General features: G+C 58.8%; 22 protein-coding genes. 10 read left to right on the top strand and 12 right to left on the bottom strand.

All coding sequences use genetic code 11. The annotated features are described in order from the left end of the window. The first annotated feature begins 118 nt into the window (after positions 1-118). Entirely contained in the window at positions 119-796 is a 678-nt protein-coding gene (locus IEX27_RS12890) for an outer membrane protein (protein WP_188721461.1), read from the top strand. A gap of 115 nt (positions 797-911) precedes the next feature. On the opposite strand, the gene ychF is transcribed toward IEX27_RS12890, so the two are convergent. The 3 genes from ychF to IEX27_RS12875 form a co-directional block, all read right to left on the bottom strand. Then, complete coding sequence (gene ychF, locus IEX27_RS12885; protein WP_188721460.1) at positions 912-2,015, bottom strand: redox-regulated ATPase YchF; 1,104 nt, start codon at positions 2,013-2,015, stop codon at positions 912-914. Between the two features lie 133 nt (positions 2,016-2,148). Beyond that, entirely contained in the window at positions 2,149-2,871 is a 723-nt protein-coding gene (gene pth, locus IEX27_RS12880) for an aminoacyl-tRNA hydrolase (protein ID WP_188721459.1), read from the bottom strand. Positions 2,872-2,909: 38 nt separating this feature from the next. Beyond that, complete coding sequence (locus IEX27_RS12875) at positions 2,910-3,536, bottom strand: 50S ribosomal protein L25/general stress protein Ctc (protein ID WP_188721458.1); 627 nt, start codon at positions 3,534-3,536, stop codon at positions 2,910-2,912. A 260-nt stretch (positions 3,537-3,796) separates the two neighbouring features. Here IEX27_RS12875 and IEX27_RS12870 point away from each other — a divergent pair, with 260 nt between their 5' ends. Beyond that, on the top strand, positions 3,797-4,183 hold the full coding sequence (locus IEX27_RS12870; protein ID WP_188721457.1) for a DUF488 domain-containing protein: 387 nt from the start codon (positions 3,797-3,799) through the stop codon (positions 4,181-4,183). 49 nt (positions 4,184-4,232) lie between these two features. On the opposite strand, the gene IEX27_RS12865 is transcribed toward IEX27_RS12870, so the two are convergent. The 8 genes from IEX27_RS12865 to lgt all read right to left on the bottom strand — a co-directional run bounded on the left by IEX27_RS12865 (position 4,233) and on the right by lgt (position 12,099). Continuing rightward, positions 4,233-5,165, bottom strand: coding sequence for a ribose-phosphate pyrophosphokinase (locus IEX27_RS12865; protein ID WP_188721456.1), 933 nt, complete (start codon positions 5,163-5,165; stop codon positions 4,233-4,235). 167 nt (positions 5,166-5,332) lie between these two features. Further along, positions 5,333-5,857: a hypothetical protein gene (locus IEX27_RS12860; protein WP_188721455.1), complete on the bottom strand. Its 525-nt coding sequence runs from the start codon at positions 5,855-5,857 to the stop codon at positions 5,333-5,335. Positions 5,858-5,912: 55 nt separating this feature from the next. After that, positions 5,913-7,064: a M24 family metallopeptidase gene (locus tag IEX27_RS12855; RefSeq protein ID WP_188721454.1), complete on the bottom strand. Its 1,152-nt coding sequence runs from the start codon at positions 7,062-7,064 to the stop codon at positions 5,913-5,915. Continuing rightward, the gene (gene pgeF / locus IEX27_RS12850; RefSeq protein WP_188721453.1) at positions 7,064-7,849 is read right to left on the bottom strand and encodes a peptidoglycan editing factor PgeF; all 786 of its coding nucleotides are present in this window, start codon (positions 7,847-7,849) and stop codon (positions 7,064-7,066) included. The genes IEX27_RS12855 and pgeF overlap by 1 nt, the downstream gene beginning before the upstream one ends. Before the next feature lie 160 nt (positions 7,850-8,009). Continuing rightward, positions 8,010-8,966, bottom strand: a complete 957-nt coding sequence (locus IEX27_RS12845) for an omptin family outer membrane protease (RefSeq protein WP_188721452.1) — start codon at positions 8,964-8,966, stop codon at positions 8,010-8,012. A 161-nt stretch (positions 8,967-9,127) separates the two neighbouring features. Next, entirely contained in the window at positions 9,128-10,066 is a 939-nt protein-coding gene (locus IEX27_RS12840) for an omptin family outer membrane protease (RefSeq protein WP_188721451.1), read from the bottom strand. 115 nt (positions 10,067-10,181) lie between these two features. Further along, positions 10,182-11,237, bottom strand: a complete 1,056-nt coding sequence (locus IEX27_RS12835) for a class I SAM-dependent methyltransferase (protein ID WP_188721450.1) — start codon at positions 11,235-11,237, stop codon at positions 10,182-10,184. A gap of 7 nt (positions 11,238-11,244) precedes the next feature. Further along, entirely contained in the window at positions 11,245-12,099 is an 855-nt protein-coding gene (lgt, locus tag IEX27_RS12830; RefSeq protein WP_188721449.1) for a prolipoprotein diacylglyceryl transferase, read from the bottom strand. A gap of 196 nt (positions 12,100-12,295) precedes the next feature. Between lgt and IEX27_RS12825 the strand changes: the two genes are divergently transcribed. The 8 genes from IEX27_RS12825 to IEX27_RS12790 all read left to right on the top strand — a co-directional run bounded on the left by IEX27_RS12825 (position 12,296) and on the right by IEX27_RS12790 (position 19,385). After that, positions 12,296-12,577 (top strand): accessory factor UbiK family protein, encoded by a 282-nt coding sequence (locus IEX27_RS12825; protein WP_188721448.1) that lies wholly within the window; start codon positions 12,296-12,298, stop codon positions 12,575-12,577. A gap of 336 nt (positions 12,578-12,913) precedes the next feature. Beyond that, entirely contained in the window at positions 12,914-13,414 is a 501-nt protein-coding gene (locus IEX27_RS12820; RefSeq protein ID WP_188721447.1) for a type III secretion system chaperone family protein, read from the top strand. 151 nt (positions 13,415-13,565) lie between these two features. Beyond that, positions 13,566-13,919: a tRNA-binding protein gene (locus IEX27_RS12815; RefSeq protein ID WP_188721446.1), complete on the top strand. Its 354-nt coding sequence runs from the start codon at positions 13,566-13,568 to the stop codon at positions 13,917-13,919. 247 nt (positions 13,920-14,166) lie between these two features. Next, a complete protein-coding gene (locus IEX27_RS12810; RefSeq protein ID WP_188721445.1) occupies positions 14,167-14,418 on the top strand; it encodes a GlsB/YeaQ/YmgE family stress response membrane protein in 252 nt (83 codons plus the stop codon). Between the two features lie 274 nt (positions 14,419-14,692). After that, entirely contained in the window at positions 14,693-15,214 is a 522-nt protein-coding gene (locus IEX27_RS12805) for a SixA phosphatase family protein (protein WP_188721444.1), read from the top strand. Positions 15,215-15,246: 32 nt separating this feature from the next. Beyond that, the gene (locus IEX27_RS12800; RefSeq protein ID WP_244630357.1) at positions 15,247-15,792 is read left to right on the top strand and encodes a hypothetical protein; all 546 of its coding nucleotides are present in this window, start codon (positions 15,247-15,249) and stop codon (positions 15,790-15,792) included. Positions 15,793-15,879: 87 nt separating this feature from the next. Continuing rightward, a complete protein-coding gene (gene uvrB, locus IEX27_RS12795; RefSeq protein ID WP_188721443.1) occupies positions 15,880-18,708 on the top strand; it encodes an excinuclease ABC subunit UvrB in 2,829 nt (942 codons plus the stop codon). Between the two features lie 122 nt (positions 18,709-18,830). Beyond that, complete coding sequence (locus tag IEX27_RS12790; RefSeq protein ID WP_188721442.1) at positions 18,831-19,385, top strand: cytochrome b; 555 nt, start codon at positions 18,831-18,833, stop codon at positions 19,383-19,385. 105 nt (positions 19,386-19,490) lie between these two features. On the opposite strand, the gene IEX27_RS12785 is transcribed toward IEX27_RS12790, so the two are convergent. Then, positions 19,491-20,480 (bottom strand): hypothetical protein, encoded by a 990-nt coding sequence (locus tag IEX27_RS12785; protein WP_188721441.1) that lies wholly within the window; start codon positions 20,478-20,480, stop codon positions 19,491-19,493. Positions 20,481-20,612: the final 132 nt, after the last annotated feature.

Here is a 20,612-nt window from a genome sequence, read left to right as displayed (position 1 = left end):
TTGATGCTGTCACGGCAGACTTTTGACATGCGGCATAAGAATTAAATGGAAAATTTTTTGTTTGCCGGTTAAATAGTGGCAGGCACTATCCGCGTGCCAATTTTTTTGGGGGAAGCTCATGAATTTGCGTTTGCTTGCTGCTGCTGCCATAGCCGCTGCTTCTACGTCCGCCTATGCTGCAGATTTCGCCGCTGACGGACCGGCGCAGCTGAATTGGACCGGTGCTTATATTGGTGCCCAGATCGGGTACAATGTGGGTGGCAATGCGGATTATTTCTATGCAGAGGATTCGGCTTACAACTACAATCACAACCTTCGTGGACTACTTGGAGGAGTATACATCGGTTACAACCATCAGCTCGAAAACAATTTCGTTCTTGGCGCTGAGGCTGATGTTTCCTTTGGTGATGTACATGGCTCTGCTGTAGATTCAGACGATCGTACATATGGCGTTACGGCGAAATTTGACCGCACTTTCAGTGCCCGTGCCCGGATAGGGTACGCATTTGACCGCTTCCTTCCTTACATTGCTGGCGGCGTGACTGTTGGTCACCTGAAGGTGCATGAAACAGATCACGGCAGCTATTACGCCGATGGGGCGAAGAACCTGGTCGGTTGGACCGTTGGCGCTGGTGCGGAATATGCACTGACCAACAACCTCTTCCTGAGGGGCGAATACCGTTATGCGCGTTTCAGCCGGAAGGATGTCGAAGCATACTATGGTGAAGGATCGTACATCTATTCGATTAAGGCCGATACGCACGACGTCCGTCTTGGCCTGACATATCGTTTCTGATTTGGAGCAAGTGTAGAGTTCTGCGAAAGTCTGAACTGCTCTAGGTATTTCAAAAATGAAAGCCCCGGCCTGTGAGCACTGGCCGGGGCTTTCGTTTGACTTGCGAGATCGCTGATCACACGTTGAACTTGAACAGCATCACGTCGCCGTCTTGGACGACGTATTCCTTGCCTTCGTCGCGCGCCTTGCCGGCTTCGCGCGCGGCGGTTTCGCCGCCAAGCGTGGTGAAGTCGTCGTAAGCGATGGTCTGCGCGCGGATGAAGCCGCGCTCGAAGTCCGAGTGGATCGCGCCTGCCGCCTGCGGGGCCTTTGCGCCCTTGAGTACGGTCCAGGCGCGCGTTTCCTTGGGGCCCGCGGTGAAGAAGGTGATCAGGTCGAGAAGCTGGTAGCCCGCATGGATCAGGCGGTTGAGGCCCGGCTCCTCGAGGCCCATGGCTTCGAGATACTCGGCTGCTTCCTCGTCACCCAGCTGTGCGATCTCGGATTCGATCGCTGCTGAAATGACAACGCTGGCCGCACCCTGTGCCGCAGCCATGGCTTCAACGGCCTTCGTGTGCTCGTTGCCCGTGGCAGCTTGGCCTTCCGCCACGTTGCAGACGTAGAGCACAGGCTTGGAGGTGAGCAGGTTCAGGCTGCGCAGGATCTTCAGCTCTTCCGCATCCAGGTCAGGCAGCAGCAGGCGCACCGGCTTGCCGTCTTGCAGCAACGTAAGGCCGCGCTCCATGATCGGCAGCACAGCCAGTGCTTCCTTGTCCTTGGCCGTGGCCTTCTTGCGGAAGCCGGCGGCACGGCGCTCGAGGCTTTCGAGGTCCGCGAGCATCAGTTCCGTCTCGACCGTCTCAGCATCCGCTACCGGGTCGATACGGCCTTCGACGTGGGTGATGTCATCGTCCTCGAAGCAGCGCAGCACGTGAACGATGGCGTCCACCTCACGGATGTTCGCGAGGAACTGGTTGCCCAGGCCTTCGCCCTTCGAAGCGCCACGCACGAGGCCTGCGATGTCGACGAACGAGATGCGCGTCGGAATGATTTCCTTTGACCCGGCAGCTGCCGCGATCTTCTTCAGGCGCGGATCCGGCACCGCCACTTCGCCGGTGTTCGGCTCAATGGTGCAGAACGGGTAGTTTGCAGCCTGCGCCGCAGCCGTCTTGGTAAGCGCGTTGAAAAGGGTCGACTTGCCGACATTCGGAAGTCCGACGATCCCGCATTTGAAACCCATTATGCGTGTCCTGTAGCGTTCAACAGATGTTTGGCTTGGCTATGGGGTAGGGGAGCACGCCCCGTCAAGCCCCGGTGGGCAAAGCTCAAGCCGCTTTGATCAATTCGACGCACCGTCGCGATGCGTTCTGACGTCACGAGTTCTTCGAACCGAAGAGTTTCTTCAGCATGGCGGCCATCGGTCCCGTCTGCGGAACGTTGATGGCTGGTTGCGAAGGCCGCGCCTGCCGGATATGGCTCTGGCCCTTGGGCTTTGAAGCGGGCGCCGATGCAGGTTCGCTGCCCTTGCCCTGAACCTTGAGGCTGACGCGGTTCATGAAACCTGCATCGTCGCCCTTGCACAGCAGCTCGGCATTGTCGGCGATGGCGTCCAGCAGCGGCTCCAGCCAATCCTGATCAGCCTTCGCGAAATCGCCGAGCACGTAGCCGCTGACGCGCGCCTTGTCGCCCGGATGCCCGATGCCAATGCGGACGCGCTTGTAGTTGGGGTTGCCGCAATGGGCGTCGATGGATTTGATGCCATTGTGGCCGCCAGATCCGCCGCCAAGCTTTACCCGCATCTTTGAAGGCGCCAGGTCCAGCTCGTCATAGAGGACGATCAGGTCCTTCGGCTCAAGCTTGTAGAAGCGCATGGCTTCGCCAACCGCCTGGCCGGAATTGTTCATGTAGGTCTGTGGCTTGATCAGCAGCACCTTTTCGCCGCCGATACGTCCCTCGGCAACGAGGGCGCTGAATTTCTTGGACCACGGTCCAAAGGAATGGCGGCGGTGTATTGCATCCGCCGCCATGAACCCGACATTGTGCCGCTGACCCGCATATTGCGACCCGGGATTTCCAAGCCCTGCGATAAGCAGCATGTCTGTCTTGCCCTTGTATCAGGTTAAGCCAGGAAGCCTTACTCGGCCTCGGCTTCGCCCTCAGCCTGTGCGCCTTCTTCAGCTTCTTCAGACTTCAGGCCTGCAGGAGCTGCGATCGTAGCAATGGTGAAGTCGCGATCGGTGATGGTCGGCTCTACACCCTTCGGCAGCTTGACGGCCGAGATGTGGATGGAGTCGCCAAGATCGGTACCCGTGAGGTCGACAACGATTGCCTCGGGGATGGCTTCAGCCGGGCAGTGTACTTCGACTTCGTGACGAACGACGTTCAGAACGCCACCGCGCTTGAGGCCCGGGGACTGCTCTTCGTTCTCGAAGTGAACCGGAACGTTCACGGTCACGACGGAATTCTTGCCAACGCGCAGGAAGTCTACGTGCAGAGGCGTGTCCTTGACCTTGTCCAGCTGATATTCCTTCGGCAGAACGTGGTAGGTCTTGCCGTCGACATCGATGTCGAGAACGGTGGTTGAAAAACCGCCGTTGTAGATGCGGTAGTAGATTTCCTTGGCGGAAACCGTGATCGCAACGGGGGCCTGCTTGTCGCCGTAGATTACGGCTGGAATCTTTCCTTCGCGGCGAAGTGCACGGGCGGACCCCTTACCAACCCGTTCGCGCGCCTCGGCCTTAAGCGTCGAGCTCTGGCTCATGGCATTTTCCTTTCAGTTGCTGGAGTATTCCCAAACGAGCATCATGCAAAGCACGCCGCACATTCGGAAACAGCAAAGCCGCCACTGACGGAAACCGTCTGGCGTACCTGCATCCGCGTTGCCTCCAAGGGTGTCTACGTGGACGTGGGGTCTATAGCGCGGACCACCCGATTGTGCAAGCGCACGGAGGCGGAAACCATGGGCTTGCGGCTTCGTCCCAACATCCTATCATGCCGGAAATGGCAACGTGGGATCTGGAAATGGCCATTCGCATCGTTCGTCTTGGTACCAGGCGGCATCCGGATGAAGGGCTGCGCATCGGAACGGTGCGCCGCCCCCCACGAGGTGTGCCGAAGGATCGCTTCGCGGCGGACAATTGGTACGACGTCTGGTATCCGGAGCTTTCTCCGTCACCCGATCTGGTGTCGGAGGCTCTGCACGCTGAAACGGATGCGGACTGGAACAAGTTTGTCCGCGCCTTCCGCAAGGAGATGAAGGAGTCTGCTGCGAGCCGAACGCTGGATCTGCTCGCAGCGCTCTCCCACACCACCACTTTTTCCGTGGGCTGCTATTGCGAGAATGAGGCTCGTTGCCACCGCTCGGTGCTGCGCGAGCTGCTCGAGGAGCGGGGAGCGGAGATCGCATGAAAAAGGGCGGATGAACCGCCCTTCAAAAACTTGTCTCTGATGCTTCCGATCAGTCGAACAGGCTTGAGACCGACTGTTCCGATGCGGTGCGCAGGATGGCCTCGCCGATCAGGTCGGAGATCGTTACGACGCGGATATTGTGCGCTGCCTCGACGGCCTCGGTCGGCTGGATGGAGTTGGTGATGACCAGCTCCTTGAGCTTCGACCCGGTGATGCGCTCTACGGCGGCGCCAGAGAGAACACCGTGCGTGATGTAGGCCGTCACGCTGGTTGCGCCGTTGGCCAGCAGAGCCTCGGCAGCGTTGCAGAGCGTGCCGCCCGAGTCGACGATGTCGTCAACGAGGAGGCAGTCGCGGCCGCTTACGTCACCGATGATGTTCATGACTTCGGACTCGCCCGGGCGATCGCGGCGCTTGTCGACAATGGCCAGAGGCGCATCGATCCGCTTCGCCAGCGAGCGGGCGCGAACCACGCCGCCCACGTCCGGCGACACGACCATGACGTTTTCCTGCTTGTAGTTGACGCGCACATCGCGAGCCATCACCGGAACGGCGAACAGGTTGTCGGTCGGGATATCGAAGAAGCCCTGGATCTGGCCCGCATGAAGATCGAGCGTCAGGACGCGGTCTGCACCGGCCTGCGTGATCAGGTTGGCGATCAGCTTGGCCGAGATCGGCGTGCGTCCGGAGGTACGGCGGTCCTGGCGGGCATAGCCGAAGTAGGGCAGCACTGCCGTGATGCGCCGTGCCGAAGACCGGCGGAACGCGTCGATCATGATCAACAGTTCCATCAGGTGGTCATTGGCAGGGTAGGAGGTGGACTGAAGGATGAAGACATCCTGTCCGCGCACGTTCTCCTGGATTTCGAAGAAGATCTCCTGGTCAGCAAACCGCTTCGCGACTGCCTTTCCGAGAGAAACGTTGAGGTATCGGGCAACGGCTTCCGCAAGCACCCGGTTTGAATTGCCCGCAAAGAGCTTCATGGGAGATGTCCTTGGCAAATGCCTTCGTTGAACGCGCTTTTACCGCCATGGAGAGCTAATGCAAGCTTTGCGTTCTAAAAATCCCCCATTGCGTAGCTTTTCGTGTCCTTGAGGCACCATGATTGCTGGCAGAAGCACAGATTGTCGCAATAATTGCGGCCAATGCCTCAGGCTTTGCTGCGCGAGAGCCATCCGGCCAGCTCATCGATGGTACGCTCGCCGATCCGTTTGATCGTGGCAGGATCCACAGCTTCCCAACCGCCACTTGTGTTGCTCACCCTATGCTGCCCCTGCAGGCGGTGCAGCCGGTTGCCGGCCTTGTCCGTCACGTCCCACACGTAGATGATGAGAGTGCCGCCGTCCTCCGCCACGGTCGAGAAGTAGCCGTTGACGACCAGCGTGGCATTCTCGGCCGTTTCGATGCTGAGACCAATCTCCCGCGCGCGTTCGTTGAGACCATCCTGGAGCGGTTGCAGGGCTTCGGCAGGTGTTCCGACAGCGGCCGCAAAATGCACGCGTGCAGAAGCGATTGCAGCAGCGGCCTCCCGGCTCATGGATGCGCCGGTGGCTCCAGTCTGCGAAGAGGATTGGCCTGGGCCATTCTGGCTGAGATCAATGGCATCCGAACCGGAGCATGCAGCAAGAACGAGCCCGGACAAGATCAGGCAAGCCGTCGTTCTCAAACGCCTCATCAGTTAATTTCCCCGCTCAAACAGCCTATTATGGATGAGTACCCCGCATACCATCTTACTTGACGATCAGGTCGAGTCCATGCCGGGACAGGAGCCTGGGCGCACCCGAAGTGGTCAGATAGGTGCGGCCCAGCGTCATCGCCAAACCCTGTTCGGAATCCATGATGATCATGTGGGCGAACAGCGTCATGTCCGGTCCGATCGGCTCCGGATTGCCGGAGTAGAACATCTGGGTCTCCATCCACGAGGGTGCAAACCGCGCGCCGACGGAATAACCGCATGCATTGAGCCGGTGCTTGGTCAGCCCGTGGGCTTCCATCACCTTGGCATGCGTGTCGAAGACGTCGCCAAAGGTGCTGTCGGGCGTCAGAACCTTTTCCACCGCCTGCAGCGCCGCACGTGCCCCCTCGTAGAGATCCTGATGAGCGCGTGAAACCTTGCCGGTGAGCACGGTCTGCATCATCGGGGCGTGGTAGTGATGGAAGACGCCGGCCCATTCCAGCGTCAGCTGGTCACTTTTGGCCAACTTGCGGCGCCCCGCCTTGTAGCGGCAGAGCAGGGCATCCGCACCCGATCCAATGATGAACCCATTGGCCGGGTAGTCGCCGCCACCTGCGAGGACCGCGCCCTGCATGGCGGCCAGGATCGCGGCCTCGTCGGCACCCTGCTTGATGATGTTGATACCGGCATCGAAGGCTTCATCGGCGAGGCTCGCAGCCTTTACCACCTTCTCGATTTCCGCCGGGCTTTTCACGAGCCGCAGCCGCGGGATGACGTAGGATGCATCCTCTACCTTGGCGAAAGTCTGCAACTGTTCGTCCAGCAGGCGTGCGTTCCTGCCCGTGAGACCGTGCGTGTCATACTCGACGCCGATGCGCATGCCGAGCAGATCGAGGTCGTTGAGCATATTGCGCAGTTCGGCGGCCGGGTTGACGCCCTGCCGGTCGTTCCAGACGACGATATTGTCGATGATGGAAGTCTGCCGCGCCTGGCGCAGGTCGGCCGAACGTGTCAGCAGCACCATCTCGCCGTTTGCCTTGACCACGAGGCACTGGAAGAAGCAGAAACCGAACGTGTCGTAGCCCGTCAGCCAGTACATGCTTTCCTGCGCGAAAAGCAGCATGGCGTCGAGCTTGCGCTCCGCCATCTCGATCATCAGGCGGTCGCGTCTGGCGTCGAATTCAGCTCGTTCAAAATGCAGCGCCATCAGGCATCTCCCAATACGATTGCCGAGATCTGTCGGCCGTAGTCCGGTTCCTTCCTGTGCGTTGTGCGCCTGTAGGAGAAGAACAGGTCTTCCTCCGCATAAGTGCAGCGCCCGAGGCAAGAAGCAGATACACCGGCCCGCTCCAGGCGGTCGATCGTGTAACCGTTTAGATCGAACAGGGCGTGGCCCGCGCGATCCGATGGCTGAAGGTATGCAGCGTTAGCCCCATTTTCCATGGTGAGCCGCTCAACAAATTCCGGCCCCACCTCATAGTTGGCCTGGGAAATCGAAGGTCCGAGCACTGCAACGATGTTGTCGCGGCGTGCCCCGAGACGCTCCATGGCGGCGATCGTGTTTTCGAGCACGCCGTAGAGCGCGCCCTTCCAGCCCGCGTGCGCAGCGCCGATCACGCCGGCCTCTCTGTCTGCAAAAAGCACCGGCCCGCAGTCGGCCGCGAGTACGCCCAAAGCCATGCCTGGCGTAGCCGTAACCATGGCGTCTGCCTTGATCTCCTGGCCGCCGATCGGCGCGTCTACGGTAATTACATCAGGGCTGTGACACTGATAAACAGTGCACAGGTTTTCCGCCTGCACGCCCATGGCGCATGCTACGCGACGGCGGTTTTCCAGCACTCGTTCCCGGGAATCGGACGACCCGAGGCCCACATTCAGGCTACCGTAGATGCCATCCGAAACACCGCCCTGCCGTGTGAAAAAGCCATGGCGGATCCCCTGAATTTCCAGCGTGTTCGACCGGAGTGGCTCCGGCTTCATCGCATCCTGCATTGACCGCTCCAGCTCTTCATCACAGGCGCGGGATCGTGGGGCAGGGGAGTCCAGCTGTCAATCCGGCATGTGAGACTGAGATGTGGGCAAGTGTTGGCGAACGAGACCGTGGCCAGCAACTCTTCGGTAATTAGCCAGCGCGCATACCAACCAGACTCTGCTAGAATGTACCTCTCAGGCCAAGGGTTATAGTTAGGCCCCGAAAGGCAGCGCTTTCTCCACCAGGGTCCAGTTCAGTTTCGTTGGTCTGCATGGTTGTAATGTAAGCATCGCCCTTCATCTCGAAGTACTTTTCATAGTCTAATGAGGCAAACACAGAGACCTTGTCGGAAGTTTTGTAGTGGAGATCAGCACCAAGTTCTACAAACGGTGCGCTGTAGAGATCTCCAGCAAAAATTGTCGATCTCTTCCAATGAACGTCTTTGTCCTTGGCTCCGAGAGTTTTCCCCACGCGTGCTCTTGCCGATACCAGAGACCTCTCAAATTCATTCGTCCATTTCGCGCCGACGAATATGCCTGGAATCCTCTGTTCATAGGATATCGATCTTAATCTGCTGTCACTAGGTTCAGCCACATCCCTGAATCCCTCAACGCTATAGGTAAGCGCGCCGCCACTGCTATCGAACTTTAGGTTCAAGTACTTGAAACCGCTATTCAAGTTGAGCGTGCCCACACTGCGGAGGTCGAGGTTGTACCCAAGCGTTACATCTCCCGAGATGTAGCGTTCTAGATTTGTATCCTCACTAGAGGAGTGATGCGTCCAGTCATCGAAGGCGAAACTCTTGAAAAATGGTCCAAACCAGTCGTAGTCCTCCATTCGGCTGGTTGAGAGAAATCCTATCCTCGTCTTGGCATCAATGGTGAGATCAGCCAAGGGATTGATGCTCATCGCTGCGGTAAAGACGGGAGTTTGAGAGGTCCAGATCAGATGGCTGAGCCGGTCGCCCTCAAAGTACACTTTCTCATCAGCTCTGATCCACGAGTAGCCGATACCACCAACGAAGTTCACTGTACGGTCGGGAGATGAAAAGATAAGTTGAGGCGCATCATAGTCTGCCGCCATAGCGCTCCCAGAAACGGCAAGCAGTGTTGCTAGGAAAAATCGAAGCTTAGGCATTTTGGTTCCTGTGAGTGAATATTGTATAAGTATACATTTCTATGAATTCAGAGCTCAACGCGCTTGAATTGATTACGAAAGATAAAATATGCCATACTTTATTGTATTTAAAAAATAAATGATTTTCCTATCGGATATTTCCTGCAATCGGTTGAGATGATCTAGAAAGAAACCTTCAGGCCAAGTGAAAGTTCGAAGCTCTGCAAGGCTGCACCTGCTGCGTTTGGTTCGAATTCGTAGATACCAGCCGCCTTGTCGGCGATGAATGTGTCGCCTCTCATTTCGAAATATTTCTCATATTCAGCAGCCGCAAAGAGCATGACCCAGTCGGCAACGCTGTGGTGGAGCTCCGTTCTGAGTTCCACAAAGGTGGCATCTTCAAACTTAGACCGGAAGAGGGTGGAGTTCAGCCAGTGGTTATCAATGTCTCTTGCACCAATTGTTGTGCCAAGGCGGGCTGCCGCGGTGAATGTCGTCTTTTCGAATTCCCTTGTCCAAAGAACCCCGACGAAGGCTGCCGGTAACCGCAGTTCGTAGGAGATTCCTTTCACAGCAGGGTCAAAGAGTTCAGTCTGATCCCTGAACCCGTCGGCACTGTATGTGGCCACCCCTCCATAGCTACTGAGCTTTATATTCAGGTACTTAAACCCGCCATGGACGTTGAGTGTGCTGATCTTGTCAACATCGAGATCGTACCCCAGGGCGAGATTCCCGACAATGTATCGCTCAAGATCCGTGTCCTCATGGAAAGAGTAATCCGTCCAGTCTTCGAAGCGGAAGCTCTTGAGGTGCTCAGGCGACCAATCGTAGTCATCCATCCTGCTTCTGGCAAAGAACGCGGCTTTGGCTTCAGCAGCGACGGTGAGGTTTTCTGTTGGTTTGAAGTGGAGTTTCGCCGCGATGACGGGGGTTTGTGTAGCCCAGATCAGATGGCTCAGTCGATAGTTCTCTTCGTATACCTTTTCATCCGCCCTGATCCACGAATAGCCGAGGCTGCTAGAGAAATTAACCGCCCGATCCGCGGATGAAAGGCTCACTTGCGGTGTGTGCTCTGCTGCCAACGCGCTTCCAGAAAGGGCAAGGAACGTGGCAAAGGACATTCTATGCTTCGGCATTGTTACTTCCAATAAATAAATGAAATTGCTCAACAAAAAGATGCGTATAAATAGACGGAAAGTGTCTCAACATGCGGTTTGTAGCAAATAACGACTTTTTTCAATGCGTCGTAATGGCCAGAACCTTGAACAAAGTCCCCATCTGGTCCGGCGCCGCCAGGCGTTCGACGGCGTCGCGGATGCTTTCCTGTACGCTGGCGGACTTCCCTGCGCCCAGCTGTCCGGCGCGTTCGAGCAGGCCGAGTTGCAGCAGGAACTCGCCCTGCGTTGTAAGCAAACATGTCAGACCGTGGCTTCGCGCCACCCGTGACAGTGCGTCGAAATCCACATGGGATGTAATGTCTGCTTCTCCGGGATGGGCAAGGACATCGTCATAGGTATGGTTCTTCACCGCCTGCAGCGTATCGCCGACCGCAGTCTTCTCAAAACCATAGTCGATAAACAGGCCAGCGCCGCCAAGCTGTTTCAGCCGCTCTGCAATCTGATCCATCAGGGCATCGCGAGCGGGAGCAGCTTCAAATACTGCGCCTTCCGGAGCCGTGGCCGCATCAGCAGGAAGCAAACCTGCATCCACGGAAGCGGCGCCCGCGAAAAATGCGAGCTCTCCGTCCTTATCGAGCCCCACCATGCGCTCTCTCCATCCGCTCATCGTCTTTACGAACTGCCGGATTGGGAGGGCGTCGAACAGCTCATTGCTCACGATGAAAAGCGGAGCCTCAGGAAGGTCCTCGAAGCGGCTATACCACTCCGGCGAGGTGGATGAGTTTGCAAGCGTCGCCTTCTGCACCTCGACAAGCCTCGGGCTTGCTTCGATCAGGGCAAAGCGCGTCTGGCGCGCAAATGCGGGATCGAGGCGCGAGACCGTGCGCAGCAGGTCCTTCATCAGCGTACCGCGACCTGGACCGATCTCGGCTACCACTGCATTGCCAGGAGCCCCGGCAGCCTTCCAGGCCGAATAAACCCACACACCGATAAGCTCGCCGAACATCTGGCTGACTTCCGGCGCAGTGATGAAATCGCCCTTTCGGCCAAAGGGCTCCCGCGTCGTGTAGTAACCGAACTCCGGATCGAGCAGGCACTGCGTCATGTATTCGGCAACGCTGATCGGTCCGGTGAGGGCGATCGTCCGCTTCAGCTTTTCCTTGAGCTTGGTCACGCCGCACCTATGCCCGTGCAGCGGAGCTTTCGGACGAGCGAGCCGTCAGCATCGCCCATAGGCCAATCAGCACCATCGGCATGCTCAGCACCATGCCCATCGTCAGCCAGCCGCCGGCAAGATAGCCGATATGCGCATCCGGCTGGCGGAAGAACTCGACAATGATGCGCGACACACCGTAGCCGAAGATGAAGGCGCCGCCGACGAAGCGCGGACGCTTCAGCATCAGTAGCCGGTGGGTAAGCAGTCGCAGGACGAGGAACAGGACAAGGCCTTCCAGCGCGGCTTCATAGAGCTGACTCGGGTGCCGGGGCAGGGGACCGCCGTCAGGAAAGATCACGCCCCAGGGAACGTCCGTCGTCCGCCCCCATAGCTCGGAATTGATGAAATTGGCGATACGCACCAGTCCAAGCCCGATTGGCGCGGTGGCGGCGACCACATCGATCATGCTCCAGGGGTTGATGCCGCGGCTGCGCGCAAAGAGCACCATTGCGATGACGGTGCCGAGCAGGCCTCCGTGAAAGGACATGCCGCCGTTCCACACTGCCACCAGCGATAGCGGATTGGCCAGGAACTGCGCGAAATCATAGAAGAATACGTAGCCCAGCCTTCCGCCGGCGACCACGCCGACTGCTGCCCAGACGACGAAGTCATCGAGATCGACCGGCTTCATCGGAGGCGTATCGTTACGCCACAGCTGCGGGGTGTTCACCATGCGCTTCGCGTACCACCACGCGATCAGGATGCCGACGATATAGCCTAGCCCGTACCAGCGGATTGCCAACGGTCCGATTTGCACGATGACCGGATCGATGTTTGGAAACGGCAGTGCCGCCAAAGGCAGCAGGAGGAAGTCGCTCAAATCCGTGGCTCCGTGTTCCGTTCGCGATGGCTGTTTGCACCCGTCCAGCCTATGATCGACCCATAGGGCATGGTCAAGGCCGCTGGCGCGGGCAAACTTCAAGGTTTTGCGGGAACGGGAAAAATCCGTCTTGTAGAGCGGCCTTGCAAACCCTAGGGATCGGCCCTACTTCAACTTTGGTTCAGGAGATAGGAACATGACGAACGGCACAAACCGCATCCTCGACGAATTCGCAAAGATGGTGACCGATGCGGCTGGCGCAGCCCAGGGCGTGCGGCGCGAGTTCGAGACCGTGTTCCGCAGTCAGGCTGAGCGTCTCCTCAACTCCATGGACCTTGTTCAGCGCGAAGATTTCGAAGTGGTTCGCGAGATGGTGATCAAGGCGCGTGAGGAAAACATTGCCCTGGCAGCCCGCGTCGCCGCCCTGGAAGAGAAAATCGCCCAGATGAGCGCCGATAAGCCCTCTTCCAACACGTGATCCAAAGAATATTTCGTTTTTCCTCTGGCCTGTGAACAGTCCGGAAAAAGTGTGGTGCGAGAGTCGCTTAGGCTCTTCGACTAGGCTCATTACGGTAGCCAATATCCACATGGATAAGGTCCCATAAGCAAAAAGGGACTGTTCACGGACTCTGGCATCAATACACTGAAAACACTGCATGATTCGAAAGAGCATCGGGTTGGGGCGGATCCCGCGTGTACAGTGTTTCCCCTTTCGCTCCGCTTCGTAAGCAGAGTTGGTAACGTGAGTTGAAGCTGCCGTCAGATTGGCGGAGTGCGTTTGCGCGCGCTCCTGCAAGACAGGATAACGAAATAAATGAGCCTTGTTGAATTTGACATAGCCAGAGATGCCCACCCGGTGGACGTTATCGAGCATGTTGCCAGCACCAACGACTGGAGCTTCGAGCGGAACGGCGACGACGAGATCTCGATCTCGGTTGCCGGCACCTGGACCGACTATCAGGTTTCGTTTTCCTGGATGGAGGATTTCGAGGCCCTGCACATCGCCTGCGCTTTCGATCTGAAGGTGCCAGCTGGCCGCCAGCTTGAGGTCATGCGCCTTATCTCCCTCGTCAATGAGCAGATGCTCTTCGGCCACTTCGACCATTGGGAGAAGGAAGGCGTGATCATGTTCCGTCAGGCTCTGCTGCTCGCCGGTGGCCTTGAGCCCACGGGCCAGCAGGTGGAAGTGATGCTGAACAGCGCGCTTGAGGCCTGCGAGTGCTACTATCAGGCGTTCCAGTATGTCATCTGGTCCGGCACGACGGCTCAGGATGCGCTGAAGAGCGTTCTTTTCGAGGTATCCGGCACCGCCTGATACGCAAAGCGTGTGCTCCAAGGCTCGGGAGCGCGCTGGAGGAGGTTAGGGCGGCATCGGCTTCGCCCTCCATGAGCCAGGTCTTACGCTTGTTGGAATCACGAGCCTGTCGTAGAAGGCAACTCGGCCAGTCAGCGATTTTGGGGGAGCAATGTCCGGGGCACGCGCACCAGAAATCACCTTCGATGATTTCCTTGCAGTCGATATCCGTGTTGGAACGGTAGTCGAGGCGGAACCTTACCCGGAAGCCCGCAAGCCCGCCATCAAGCTGCGCATCGACTTCGGTCCGGAAATCGGCATCAAGAAATCCTCGGCGCAAATCACGGTCCACTATACGCCTGAGCAGCTCGTAGGCCGGCAGGTCATGGCAGTTGTGAATTTCCCGCCGCGTCAGATCGGAAAGTTTGTTTCGGAGGTCCTGACCCTGGGCTTCTCCGATGAAAACGGCGCCGTCGTTCTGGCCGCTATCGACAAGCCGGTGCCGAACGGTTCGCGCCTGCATTAAGTCAGGCTTCGAAAGACCGCGCATCGTGGCCTGAATCCTAGGGCTTTCGCCTTAACGCGAGGGTTATTCCGTTCGCACCTCCAGACTTCACGTAAGCGATACTGCAACCAATTCTACACCAGCACGTTGAAAACATGCGGGGAAGCAAGGAGTTAGACCGAAGCCATGGCTGAAGTCTATTATCTTGCTAAATATTCCGCATCGTGCCTGAATACGCGTGTTCTCACTTGGAGGGAGTAGAATAGTCATGGATGACGCAGGTGTAGGCTGGATTGCGGCCATTATTATTGGTGGTTTGGCAGGCTGGATCGCTTCAAGCTTCATGAAAAGCGATACCGGCATCTTCATGAACATCATTCTGGGCATCGTTGGAGCCGCGATCGCGAGCTTCATCTTCGGCATGCTCGGTGTGTCGTTCGGCGGCTGGATTGGATATCTCATTGCCGGCATCGTCGGTGCATGCATTCTGATAGGTGGCGTGCGCGCAATACGAGGGTGAACGCTTTCCTGTTGGAAGGCCCCCGGAGCGTCTCACCGGGGGCCATTGCATTTCAAAAGCCTGACTTCTCAATCATAAGCCTCTGCGCAATCATCGGCAGAATTGGCTAGCCACATCTTCCAGAACTGTTAGCCTGTGGAGGTGTGGGATCAGCAAGCAGGCACTTACCTTTAAGTGTTCTCTCTGCTAGCGCCAGAAATTACGGTACCGATCCGCAAGTGCATCCTTGTGAGCCTTGGGGATGCCGGCCCGCCGAGGATTTGGAGCGTTCGCTGTGCGAGAACTATTCTTGATGCGCCATGCCGAGGCGTTGACCGAAAGCCCGACCGGAGATGATTTCGGACGGCCATTGTCACCGCGCGGCCAGGAGGGCGCAACGCGCATCGGCAATGCCATGGCGCGCTTTGGTTGGCTTCCGCAGCGGGTGCTGGTATCATCGGCGGCGAGAACCCGGCAGACCTGGGACCTCCTGAAGCCAGCCATTGAGAGCCCTGAACTGGACTGTTCCATCGAGGAACGCCTTTACAGTGCGACCGCGGGCAGGGTGCTCGACATGATCCGCGAGTCCGCGGATGCGGTGAATGCGGTGGCGATCATCGGCCATAATCCATCCATGCACGAGCTGGCGCTGCGTCTTGCCAGCGAAAGCTCGGATCCCGCCGCGTTCAACCTGCTTCGCCAGAAATTCCCGCCTGCCGGCATCGTCCGTCTCGAGTTCGAGGGTTCGTGGCAGACGCTCAATCCCTTCGAGGCCAGATTGACACATTTCCTGCGTCCGCAGGACATTGCTGAGTGAGACTAAACCCGTGAGCTAACAGGATTTCAGCCATGCAAAATTCCTGGATGAACTTAGCGCCTGCGCGTCTCCTGTTCCTAGGTTCGCTTGTCGCCGCCTGCGGCTTCGCCACCAGTGCGGCCGCGTGGAAGTTCGAAGACGGCGTGGCCACCACCACTCCTTCGGCGTCGAACAGCAATATCGTCCAGTTGGAGCTGGGCTGTGGTGATCCGTATCACTTCGGTGTCTTTACCGAGCATGGTCCGGTCCTCACCAAGGACGGGCGAGGGGAAAGTGATTATTTCTATGAGCCGGGCCGCATCCAGGCGGTGATCGATGGCGCGGAGTTCCCGCTGGTCGCTGCCGGGTCAGGTGACGCGGTCGTGCTGCTGGCGGAAGGCTCGCAGGAAGACAACTACCTCGCCGACATAGACGATAGCTTCATCGAGACCATCAAGCAGGGCTCCGAGCTGCTGCTGCGCTTCGACATCGTGCCGGAGAACGCGGCGGATGGATCGCCTTTCGAGACCTATTCGCTCTTCACGCTTCCAGGCGCGAAGGAAGCGATCGAGGAGGCTTTGAAGGACTGCAGCTCCTGACAACCTGCTGTCAGCAGACCGTGGCGGGCGTGGTGACCATCCAATCGCCCCCTTTCCATTTTGTTCTCGAGTATCCATATTCCCGCCATGGCTAAATCATCGTCTCCCAAGAAAGCCGCTGGCTTCGCCGAACGGCCTCAACAGCCGCTGTCGGGTACACCCCTGTCCGGTTCGATCTCGGATTGGGCCGAGGAAATTTCGCGCGCAGCCGACGACCCGGTTGTCGCGAGCACCGTAGAGGTAAAGGCGAAGCCGGCGAAGGGCACTGCCAAGCCGGCGAAGAAGATCCCCGAACGGACCACTGCGCCCGGCCGCTCTGGCCGCGGCACCTCCATGGGTGGAGCGGCAACCGTGCGCGAGCGTACAGCTGCGGGCCTCAACCCGATCCCGGGTCTGGATATCTCGCTTGAGGATGCAGAGGCGCTTGGCTCCAGCGGCGTGACCGCAACGGTGGCAGCCCTGTCGCGCCTGATCGAGGGCGGCGATCCGAACGTCACCTCCAACTGGGTCCCGCATCGGCCCGCGCGCCCGACCAAGTCGGAAGGCGGCATCCCTTTCCGCATGGCCACCGAGTTCCAGCCCGCAGGCGACCAGCCGACTGCAATCCGCGATCTGGTGGAAGGCATTTCGGAACAGGAGCGTACACAGGTGTTGCTCGGTGTTACGGGTTCCGGCAAGACCTTCACCATGGCCAAGGTGATCGAGGAGACGCAGCGCCCGGCGATCATCCTCGCGCCAAACAAGACGTTGGCGGCCCAGCTCTACGGCGAGTTCAAGTCCTTCTTTCCGGACAATGCGGTCGAGTATTTCGTCTCATACTATGACTACTATCAGCCGGAAGCCTATGTCCCCCGCTCGGATACCTATATCGAGAAGGAATCCTCGATCAACGAGCAGATCGACCGCATGCGCCATTCGGCGACGCGTGCGCTTCTGGAGCGCGACGACGTAATCATCGTTGCCTCTGTCTCGTGTATCTACGGTATCGGTTCGGTCGAAACCTATACCGCCATGACCTTCCAGATGGAGATCGGCGATCGGCTCGACCAGCGCCAGCTGCTGGCCGACCTTGTCGAGCAGCAGTACAAGCGCCGTGACATGGATTTCACCCGTGGCTCTTTCCGCGTGCGGGGCGACACGATCGAAATCTTCCCGGCCCACTTGGAAGATCGCGCCTGGCGCATCTCGCTTTTTGGAGACGAGATCGAGTCCATCACCGAGTTCGACCCGCTGACCGGCAAGAAGACCGGCGACCTGAAGTCGGTGAAGATCTACGCGAACTCGCACTATGTGACGCCGCGCCCGACTTTGAACCAGGCTATGAGGAGCATCAAGGAAGAGCTGAAGCACCGGCTGCTCGAACTCGAGAATGCGGGACGGTTGCTTGAGGCACAGCGTTTGGAACAGCGCACCCGCTTCGACCTTGAAATGTTGGAAGCGACCGGCTCCTGCGCCGGCATCGAGAACTATTCGCGTTACCTCACCGGACGTGCGCCGGGCGAGCCGCCACCGACCCTGTTCGAATACGTGCCGGACAATGCGCTCGTCTTCATCGACGAAAGTCACGTCACCATTCCGCAGATCGGCGGCATGTACCGGGGCGACTTCCGCCGCAAGGCGACGCTTGCCGAGTACGGCTTCCGCCTGCCGTCCTGCATGGACAACCGCCCGCTGCGTTTCGAGGAATGGGACGCGATGCGGCCGCAGACCGTTGCCGTGTCGGCAACCCCCGGCAGCTGGGAAATGGAGCAGTCCGGCGGTGTCTTCGCCGAGCAGGTCATCCGCCCGACCGGCCTTATCGATCCGCCCGTCGAGGTTCGGCCCGCCAAGTCGCAGGTCGATGACGTGCTGGGCGAGATCCGCGAGACGGCCAAGCGCGGCTATCGCTCGCTTGTCACTGTGCTGACGAAGCGCATGGCCGAGGACCTAACCGAATACCTGCACGAGCAGGGCGTGCGCGTCCGCTACATGCACTCGGACATCGATACGTTGGAGCGCATCGAGATCATTCGCGACCTGCGGCTCGGTGCCTTCGACGTGCTGATCGGCATCAACCTGCTGCGCGAGGGCCTCGACATCCCGGAATGTGCGCTGGTCGCCATCCTCGATGCCGACAAGGAAGGCTTCCTGCGCTCGGAAACGTCGCTGGTCCAGACGATCGGCCGTGCGGCGCGTAACGTTGATGGCCGTGTCGTCCTTTACGCCGACAAGATCACCGGCTCGATGGAACGCGCTATGGCGGAAACCAACCGCCGCCGCGAGAAGCAGCGCGCTTACAACGAGGCCCACGGGATCACGCCGGAAAGCGTCAAGAAGAACATCGGCGACATTCTGGATTCCGTCTACGAGCGCGACCACGTGCGCGCGGACATCTCCGGTGGCAAGGGCTCCGACGTCAACAATCTAGTCGGCAACAACCTGCATGCTCACCTCGAATACCTCGAGAAGGCGATGCGCGACGCGGCCGCCGACCTCGACTTCGAGGAGGCTGCGCGTTTGCGCGATGAGATCAAGCGGCTACGCGAGACGGAGCTTGCGATTCTTGATGATCCGCTCTCGCGCGATGCGGGCGTGGAGAACACCCAGTCCTCCCGCCGCGATGCTGCAAAGGGCAAGCCTGTGCAGTCTGGCAAGTCGGATGGTCTGTTCCGCAAGCCGCATCTGGACGAGATGGGCACCTCCGGCGCGCATGCGGTCCCTGCAGGCGAGTCTCTCTTCCGCAAGAACTCTCTCGATGAGATGACCGTCCGCCGGACAGAGAAGCCGGTCGGCAAGACGCTGCCGATCGAGACCGAGATGGTGGAGCCCGACCTGATCCCCCGCCGCGGCAAGATCGGCGCCGGCTCCTACGAGGACCCGGCGGAGCAGAAAGCCCGCGGCCGCCGGTCCAAGAAGACGGGAAGGCCGGGGCGTTGAGCCCCGGCACGTCGTCTTTCAAGTTCAACCCTGTGGTTGCTATCCACTTCTGTTTTCAACCTTGACAGGATGGACCGGCTTGACGGACTCTGAAGCCCGGCTGGCTTTCTGGAGTCCCGATCATGCGCAAGAGCACTTCCGACCGTTACGGTTCAGTCGCAATTACCATTCACTGGTTGACCGCAATCCTGATCGTTGTCCTGCTGAGCACCGGATTCAATGCTGCTGACAGCGCGGACTCGGCGACCAAGGCGCAGTTTCTGCGCGTTCACATTCCGGTGGCGGTCGTTGTCTTCCTGCTCACCGCCTTCCGCGTCTTCTGGTGGATCGCGCGGGACAAAAAGCCAGACCCCGTACCGGGACTGCCGCGCTGGCAGGAGTTTCTGGCACGCAACGTTCACTTCCTGATCTACGCAATCATCTTCATCATGGTGGCGAGCGGCATCGGCATGATGGTGCTGAGCGGTGCAGGTCCCGCTGTCTTTGGTGGTGGTGGAGCCCTGCCGGATTTCCGCGACTATGCGCCCCGCACGCCGCATGGGATTGGCGCGAACCTGCTGGTTCTCCTGCTGGTTGGGCACATCGGCGCTGCGCTTTACCACCAGTTCATTCGCCGCGACGGACTGATCTCGCGAATGTGGTACCGCGGCGCAAGATCGCGAGTGGAGAGCCGGTAACGCGCGGGCAGTCCTCCACGCACAGTGTGAAGGAACCCTTGCTCTAACTATTGTTTTCTCGCGGTTCCGGACGGAAAACCCGTTCCCACTTTTCCTGGAACCGCGCTAGGCTGGCCGCAGATCCGTGTTGCCGTCTGCTTGTTGTGGTGACCGGCCGGCGCCCAGGGCCTTTGCCTTGAGTTCGCGGAACTTGCCGGACATCTGTTCGAGGCGAGCCTCCCAGGCTGCATCGGGCGTCTGGCCCTCGATCGTCCTGAAATAGACCTGCATCAGGCAGGCAATTGCGAAGGGCTCGAGCAGGGCAGCCTTGACGCTCCAGGCGAAAAGCAGTGCAAAGATGAAGCCTCCGGCCGACCAGGCGCCCGGCATGAGGTAGACCACGAGCGCAGCCGGAGCGAGCATGATCAGGAACACCACGAAGCTCAGCCCGTAGACGATCAGCGCCAACCACGCAGCGTTCTTCAGCATGATCTTGTAGTTCTGACCGTAGAGGATCACGGCGTCCCTGGCTGATGCCCAGGGACTGGTTGAACCCGTGCGGATCGCGTAGGCGAGGATCACCTCATCAATGAAGCCAACGGCTACCCGAAGGAAGGCCTGGAGGATACCGGCGAGCTGTTGCACGCCCGGAATGGGCAACACCGTCAGGATGCCGCGAACCAGCCCGGTGATGGCGCTGATCACGCCCTTCACCAGCTGATCGATGCCGAAAAGCACGCTTGCCTCGAGAAAGCGCTCTTTCACGACTGCTGTCGCGTGGGTGATCTGGGACTTGCCGTCAGGCATCGGCTTGCCATCGATCAGCTCGACCAGCACGGCGATATGACCAGCCTTGACGATATAGAGGATGTATTCGCGCGCCCAGTACATGGCGGCGCCGAAAATGCCAAAGCCGAATATCCCACCCCACAGGGCAGAAGTTGTTCGAAAACCGTCGTCGCCGAACAGGCCGAACGTGTAGCCGATCCCGGCGCCGGTGCCGGTGACCAGCACATAGCCGACTGCAATCCCGAAATAGACGGCAATTCGGAGCAGAATGAATGGCATCGTCCGTGCCATCATGGACAGCGCTCCGCCCACACTGAAATCCCACATAGCTTCCCCCGCTACCGGAAAGTTTTCAGCAGTGTAGCAGCAAATTGGAAGAAGTTAACCGGCAAAACTCTTGGGGCTCTGCCAGGCGTTACAAATGCAAGGGGACACAGTTAGTGTTTGGGTGGAATAGTT

The organism is Nitratireductor aestuarii (assembly GCF_014641695.1).
In the GTDB taxonomy this organism is placed as follows: domain Bacteria; phylum Pseudomonadota; class Alphaproteobacteria; order Rhizobiales; family Rhizobiaceae; genus Chelativorans; species Chelativorans aestuarii.
This window is presented reverse-complemented; position numbering and strand designations above follow the sequence as displayed.

Excerpts from the sequence above, each read along its gene's own strand:
- IEX27_RS12890 (WP_188721461.1), top strand. The coding sequence starts at position 119 with ATGAATTTGCGTTTGCTTGCTGCTGCTGCCATAGCCGCTGCTTCTACG.
- ychF (WP_188721460.1), bottom strand. The coding sequence starts at position 2,015 with ATGGGTTTCAAATGCGGGATCGTCGGACTTCCGAATGTCGGCAAGTCG.
- pth (WP_188721459.1), bottom strand. The coding sequence starts at position 2,871 with ATGCTGCTTATCGCAGGGCTTGGAAATCCCGGGTCGCAATATGCGGGT.
- IEX27_RS12875 (WP_188721458.1), bottom strand. The coding sequence starts at position 3,536 with ATGAGCCAGAGCTCGACGCTTAAGGCCGAGGCGCGCGAACGGGTTGGT.
- IEX27_RS12870 (WP_188721457.1), top strand. The coding sequence starts at position 3,797 with ATGGCCATTCGCATCGTTCGTCTTGGTACCAGGCGGCATCCGGATGAA.
- IEX27_RS12865 (WP_188721456.1), bottom strand. The coding sequence starts at position 5,165 with ATGAAGCTCTTTGCGGGCAATTCAAACCGGGTGCTTGCGGAAGCCGTT.
- IEX27_RS12860 (WP_188721455.1), bottom strand. The coding sequence starts at position 5,857 with ATGAGGCGTTTGAGAACGACGGCTTGCCTGATCTTGTCCGGGCTCGTT.
- IEX27_RS12855 (WP_188721454.1), bottom strand. The coding sequence starts at position 7,064 with ATGGCGCTGCATTTTGAACGAGCTGAATTCGACGCCAGACGCGACCGC.
- pgeF (WP_188721453.1), bottom strand. The coding sequence starts at position 7,849 with ATGCAGGATGCGATGAAGCCGGAGCCACTCCGGTCGAACACGCTGGAA.
- IEX27_RS12845 (WP_188721452.1), bottom strand. The coding sequence starts at position 8,966 with ATGCCTAAGCTTCGATTTTTCCTAGCAACACTGCTTGCCGTTTCTGGG.
- IEX27_RS12840 (WP_188721451.1), bottom strand. The coding sequence starts at position 10,066 with ATGTCCTTTGCCACGTTCCTTGCCCTTTCTGGAAGCGCGTTGGCAGCA.
- IEX27_RS12825 (WP_188721448.1), top strand. The coding sequence starts at position 12,296 with ATGACGAACGGCACAAACCGCATCCTCGACGAATTCGCAAAGATGGTG.
- IEX27_RS12820 (WP_188721447.1), top strand. The coding sequence starts at position 12,914 with ATGAGCCTTGTTGAATTTGACATAGCCAGAGATGCCCACCCGGTGGAC.
- IEX27_RS12815 (WP_188721446.1), top strand. The coding sequence starts at position 13,566 with ATGTCCGGGGCACGCGCACCAGAAATCACCTTCGATGATTTCCTTGCA.
- IEX27_RS12810 (WP_188721445.1), top strand. The coding sequence starts at position 14,167 with ATGGATGACGCAGGTGTAGGCTGGATTGCGGCCATTATTATTGGTGGT.
- IEX27_RS12800 (WP_244630357.1), top strand. The coding sequence starts at position 15,247 with ATGCAAAATTCCTGGATGAACTTAGCGCCTGCGCGTCTCCTGTTCCTA.
- uvrB (WP_188721443.1), top strand. The coding sequence starts at position 15,880 with ATGGCTAAATCATCGTCTCCCAAGAAAGCCGCTGGCTTCGCCGAACGG.
- IEX27_RS12790 (WP_188721442.1), top strand. The coding sequence starts at position 18,831 with ATGCGCAAGAGCACTTCCGACCGTTACGGTTCAGTCGCAATTACCATT.
- IEX27_RS12785 (WP_188721441.1), bottom strand. The coding sequence starts at position 20,480 with ATGTGGGATTTCAGTGTGGGCGGAGCGCTGTCCATGATGGCACGGACG.